General features: G+C 43.8%; 5 protein-coding genes and 1 pseudogene. 5 read left to right on the forward strand and 1 reads right to left on the reverse strand.

What is annotated here, in order from left to right; translation table 11 throughout:
- Positions 1-258: 258 nt before the first annotated feature.
- The gene (locus ACYTXL_RS21640; protein ID WP_461926527.1) at positions 259-423 is read right to left on the reverse strand and encodes a hypothetical protein; all 165 of its coding nucleotides are present in this window, start codon (positions 421-423) and stop codon (positions 259-261) included.
- Positions 424-654: 231 nt separating this feature from the next.
- Between ACYTXL_RS21640 and ACYTXL_RS21645 the strand changes: the two genes are divergently transcribed.
- The 5 genes and pseudogenes from ACYTXL_RS21645 to ACYTXL_RS21665 form a co-directional block, all read left to right on the forward strand.
- Positions 655-861 carry a type II toxin-antitoxin system HicB family antitoxin gene (locus ACYTXL_RS21645; protein ID WP_461921928.1) on the forward strand — a complete coding sequence of 69 codons (207 nt, stop codon included), beginning with the start codon at positions 655-657 and terminating at the stop codon, positions 859-861.
- A 202-nt stretch (positions 862-1,063) separates the two neighbouring features.
- A complete protein-coding gene (topA, locus tag ACYTXL_RS21650) occupies positions 1,064-3,235 on the forward strand; it encodes a type I DNA topoisomerase (protein ID WP_461921929.1) in 2,172 nt (723 codons plus the stop codon).
- Between the two features lie 460 nt (positions 3,236-3,695).
- Positions 3,696-4,400, forward strand: coding sequence for a CAP domain-containing protein (locus ACYTXL_RS21655; RefSeq protein ID WP_461926528.1), 705 nt, complete (start codon positions 3,696-3,698; stop codon positions 4,398-4,400).
- Positions 4,401-4,590: 190 nt separating this feature from the next.
- Positions 4,591-5,193 (forward strand): tyrosine-type recombinase/integrase, encoded by a 603-nt coding sequence (locus ACYTXL_RS21660; protein ID WP_461922372.1) that lies wholly within the window; start codon positions 4,591-4,593, stop codon positions 5,191-5,193.
- Positions 5,190-5,561, forward strand: a pseudogene (locus tag ACYTXL_RS21665) (Tn3 family transposase); the annotation flags it as partial. The gene ACYTXL_RS21660 and the pseudogene ACYTXL_RS21665, both read left to right, overlap by 4 nt.
- Positions 5,562-5,673: the final 112 nt, after the last annotated feature.

A 5,673-nucleotide genomic window follows, 5' to 3' on the forward strand; every position in this document is an offset into this window, starting at 1 on the left:
GATGATTTTTGCGTCATGTGTCATATTTTATAACGCCATGTCTACTAATTTGCATTCTGATTTTTTCTTTCTACCCCGTTTTACCGAGCGGATACCTTTCCAACAATTACTTCTTCATGTATAAGAAACGTTTAAGTATTTCCAAGAAATATATAAGCAGTTGCTGCAAATACTTCATGCTTTGCAACAATTGCTTCTTCATGTATAAGAAACGTTTAAATCATTGCAGCAATCGTTGTAATTAACTTATGAGTTGCTTTATAGTGCGTAGGCGTAGCCCGTCGTAGACATCGCAAACCGTCTCCATGAGGATAGCTTGGCGCAGACAACATCAATTCTCGCTAAATTACTGCTGTAAGTCAATCTGGTAAAGAAACAGCAAGTGCGATCGCGACGTAGCTTGCTGATAAGGATGAGTTTCAACAGAAAGCAGAACTTGGAGCCTAAAAAGATTTATCAAATAATATTTTTGTAGCAACCTTGTTTGGCGTGATAGTTAATTGTAAGTAGGTTGTTGAGGCTAAAATCATAGTAGTTGCGCCAGTTGCAACAGCGATGGCTGCGCCATCGCTCGGCTGCTTTTTTGGATTAAATGGTCGCAGGTTACAATAATAAATAACTAAATAACTACAACTCTTTTGTCAACAACAGTGTATGAAGTTCAATGTAATACTTGATCGTGATGAAGATGGGGTTTGGATTGTCGAGTGCCCCAGTATTGCTGGTTGTGTTAGTCAAGGTCAGACAAGAGAAGAAGCCCTCGAAAATATCAAGGACGCGATCGCAGCTTGTCTTCAAGTTCGTGCAGAACTTGGTTTACCGCTCACTGTGGAGACTCATCAAGTAAAGGTTACAGCATAATCATGGCATCTGCCCTTCCGGTTCTCAGCGATCGCGTTGGGATGATTTACCTCAAAACTGAGTTGAGCGATTTCCCAAGCTTTTTGCTACAGTATTCTAGAAAATCCAGATCACGAGAATAGGCGTTCGCCCTTGGCGTTGGCGCAGCCATCGCTGATTGCAATTGCCAGTTTATTTGCTCAAAATCGAGAACGCAGTTGCTATGATCAAACGCCTGCTTGTGGTAGAATCTCCGGGAAAAGTCAAAAAACTCAGTCAAATTCTGGGTGCAGATTGGAAAGTTCTAGCCAGTTGTGGTCACATCCGCGAACTTAGCAATGAAGGGGACGATTCCTTGGGATTTGTCATGGACGGCAGTAATGTCCGGTGCAATTATGTCCCGCGTGACCAACGAGCCAAAGAAACAATCCAGAAACTCAAGTCTGCGGTGAGGCAGGTTGATGAAGTTGTCTTAGCAACTGACCCAGACCGGGAAGGGGAGACAATCGCTTGGCACCTGAAAGAAACGCTGGGTCTAAGAGAACCGAAACGAGTAATTTATACTGAGATTACAGCATCGGCGGTGCAGAGTGCGATCGCTAATCCCAGAAAGCTAGACCAAAATTTGATCGGTGCTGGGCTGTGCCGAGATTGCCTAGACAAGTTGGTGGGTTATAAAGGTAGCCCTTTAGTTTGGGCATTGAATAACGGCGCTAAGAGTGTTGGGAGAGTCCAAAGCGCGACGTTGCACCTGATTTGTCAGCGAGAAAACGAAATTCTGGCGTTTGTCCCCCAAGATTACTGGAGTGTCTGGGTAGATTATGCTGAAGGATTTCGGGCTTTTTACAAAGGGACGGTCGATTCGGCAACAGATGCAGCAGACCAAGAAACTGAAACTAACGATGACGCTAAGGTAGGTAATAGCACAGAAACACCGGAGTCTAAGCGTGTTCTTTCCGAAGCAGAAGCTACACGTTTAGTTGAAGAAGCACTGCGGCATCCTCATCAGGTAATTCATTTTGAAGGAAAAGTCGTTAACCGCCAGCCACCTCCACCATTTACAACTTCCAGCCTTCAGCAAGCAGCCGGTTCAAAGCTGAGATTTGCTCCTGACAAAACCATGATTGTTGCCCAAAAGCTCTATGAGGCAGGGCTGATTACATATATGCGAACAGACTCAGTGATGCTGAGTCCAGAATTTTGTGCCAGCGCCCGTAAATGGTTAGAGCAAAATGATCCGCAAAATGTACCGCAGCAAGTCGCCAAGCATCGTAGTAGCAAGTCGGCTCAAGAAGCGCATGAGGCGATTCGTCCAACTGATGTATTTCGTCCCTCAGTTCAGTTGCGTTCTGAACTTCCTGATGATGAGTTTAATCTTTACGTGATGATCTGGAAACGGTCAATTGCCTCTCAATGTCGTGCTGCCCAATTGCGTAAAACTTTGGTGATTACTCAGTCTGGTTCCCTACTGTGGTCAGCTAGAGGACAAGTGATTGAATTTTACGGTTATGCTCGGTACTGGAACAATCTTAGTAAGGATAGTATTTTACCTTCATTACAACAGGGACAAGCGCTGAAACTGGAGAATGCGGGACATGAACAGAAGCAGACGCAGCCACCACCCCGTTATAGTGAACCTAAATTAGTGCAACTGATGGAACGTAAAGGAATTGGTCGCCCAAGTACCTATGCTCCTACTGTTGCTACCTTAAAAAAACGAAATTATGTCGAGTTGAAAAAAGACCATCTGCAACCGACGGCGTTAGGGTTAGAAGTTGATGCATTTTTGCTCAAAGCATTACCGGATTTATTAGAGGCGGAATTCACAGCGAAAATGGAGGATGCTCTTGATGCAATTTCTGAGGGAAAAAACTCTTGGCAGCATTATTTAACTAGTTGGAATCAGAATTACTTTATACCAGCGCTCTCCAAAGCTAAAACTGTAGTTGCGAGTTCCCCGACAGGTAAAGCTAATGTGATAACTGAGCGGAAATATGAAACTTCCAAGACTCGATGCCCTGAATGCAAAAATTTTCTCGCCAAAATTCCCAGCAGTAAAGTCAAAAAGAAATATTTCCTCAAATGCACAAAAGACTGCGAAAATGTCGTGCTATTTTGGAGCGATTTTAACAAAACTTGGCAGCCACCACAAACTAAAGCAGTCCAAGCCGAGAATCAACAAAAGCCTCCTGTGAAAACGACGGCATATCCCTGCCCAGTATGTAAGAAAGCTCTAGAGGAGTACAGTTATATAAAAGATGGGCAGAGTAAGAAAATGTTGCGATGTTGTGACCCGCGATCGCGTCAGGATACTAAACATAAAGATGTGGCTTATTTCAGTACACCAAAAGGGTGGTGGAGTCCTAAGTTTGGGGAGTTAGGAGTTAGGAATTAGGAATTAGGAGTTTAAAGTTTTGAATTAAGAGAATGTTTGAAAAGCTATTTTTGTTACCAAAAGTATCTAATACCCCCCCTTGCAAAGGGTGGGCAAATAGCCTCTTAAAGCCCCCCAATACATCGGGGGCTTGGGAGGGTAATGTCAAAGTTGATGTGTTCTGTGACACTTTTCAAACATCCTTTAAAGGACTGACAAATAAAAAAATACTCAACTACTTCTTCTGGGGTGGGCGTCTGGCCGGCATCACCGTGCCAAAACGGGAAAATTGTACGATAAGGCTGAAAAGCTTGCCTAGCAAGCATCTTAGCCACTGATTTTTTAGCCTTTACCATTGAGGGGTGGATCTAGCGAAGCTGTCATGAGGGGCAAGATAGGTGGAAACAAGCCACAGAAGCGTTTACAGATTTATTTTTTCTAATTCACTAAATTAATCCATAAAAAAATTGTGAGGTAATGGATGCATCGCCTGAAATTTTGGGTATTTTTCTCAATTGCATTGATATTCGGTTGCTCAGATCAACTGTTTCAATTTAACCCGTCTGTGGCTAACTCTAACCCAGCAGTATTTCCAGAAACTAGTTCGACTTTATTAACAAATGCAAGTTACCTTTCACAATTGGAACAACAGGTAATTGTTGAAACAAATAAGGTACGAATAAATCCTAAAGCATACCTCCCGATTGTGGAAAACTATAGAAAGCGCTTTGAAGGGAACCTAGTCAAAGTTTCTAATAATACCTATTGGCAAACTCAAGAAGGAGTCAAAGCAGTTGATGAGGCGATCGCATTTTTGAAATCAGCACCTCCTGTGGGAGCATTGAGTGCATCTAAGGGTATGTCTTTAGGAGCAAAAGACCATGTTAAAGACCAAGAACTAAAAGGCACCATAGGTCATGATGGTAGCGATGGTAGCAACCCCTTTACTCGCATCAATCGCTATGGTAAATGGCAAACAACCGCAGGCGAAAATATCACTTATGGTTTCAACACTGCTGAAGATATCGTCATGCAATTAATTATTGATGATGGTGTAAGCAATCGCAGTCATCGAAAAAACATTTTTAATGGCGCTTTTAAAGTCTCTGGTGTTGCTTATGGAACTCACAAAGTATATAGAACAATCTGCGTAATTGACTACGCTGGTGGCTATAGAGAAAAATAATTTCAGTCTGGAATTGGGGATAGGAATATACCTGGCTATTTGGCATTGAGCCAAGATGGATGTATTTATTAATTGATAACTCTTCGCAATAACTGTGCAGTGGCGCGACTATCAACGAGAGAATGGACATCTTGGCGTAGTAGACTGTCCATAATATAACGCGTACACCGGACACTACCGCTAAGAATCAATGAGGCCACCGCCCCCAGTTCGTCTACCCAACAAGCATTATAGGTCTAGAGAATACCTTACACCAAGCGAGGTGCGAAGTCTTCTCGATGCGGCACTTGAGCGCAAAGCTCGTTATGCTCACCGTGATTATACACTGATGTTGCTCATGTTTCGCCACGGTCTTAGGGTAGGGGAAGCTGTAGGGGCTAAGTGCGGGTTGCGGTGGGATGCACTGATGTGGGCCGAACGTCAGATTTTCATCACCAGGGAAAAGGGCAGCGATTCTGGGGTGCATCCCTTGAGAGATGATGAGTTAACTTTGCTCAAGGAACTCAGAGAGATGTTGCCCGATAGCAAATATATTTTCGTTTCCGAGCGTGGTGAGGTGATGTCTACTGATGTAGTGCGAAAGCTGCTTGGGCGGCTGGTGGCGCAGGCGGGACTTGATATCAAGGTACATTGCCACATGATGCGCCATGCTTGCGGTTACTATCTGGTGAATCAGGGTTATAACACTAGAGAAATCCAAGACTTCCTCGGACACCGTGATATCAAACACACGGAGAAATATACCAAGCTGAATGCTCGACGCTTCCTTAATTTTGATTGGGGTGATTTGTAAAACGGGGCATCACACTGGGTGAGGCGAAACATACCTTGAAAAAAGCAGTGTTTTTTAATCGCCTGGGAGAATTGCGCGTAGGCGCAGCGCACCGTAGGCATCGCTCTTATGAAGACCAGTTTTATCGGGCTAGTGGGTTGAATTTGGTCATTGCTGCGATCGTTCTTTGGAATACGGTGTACTTAGAAAAAGCCGTGGATTATTTGAAACAACAGGGAATGGATATTCCTGAAGAATATTTGCAACATTTGTCACCATTGGGATGGGAGCATATCAATCTTACTGGCGATTATGTCTGGAATTTGAAACAGGCGACCAGTTTTGACCAGTCGCGTCCTTTGCGGGTTAAAGAAAATAAGTATCGCTGAAATGCTTAGGTGATAAGTGATTAAACTAAGCGAAACTCTCACGAGTTCCGCTCGTCTTCAAAACCGGACGTGACACTTTCGCATCATCCGGCTCCTCAATGACCTGGCTCTT

It is taken from the genome of Nostoc sp. (genome assembly GCF_054880495.1).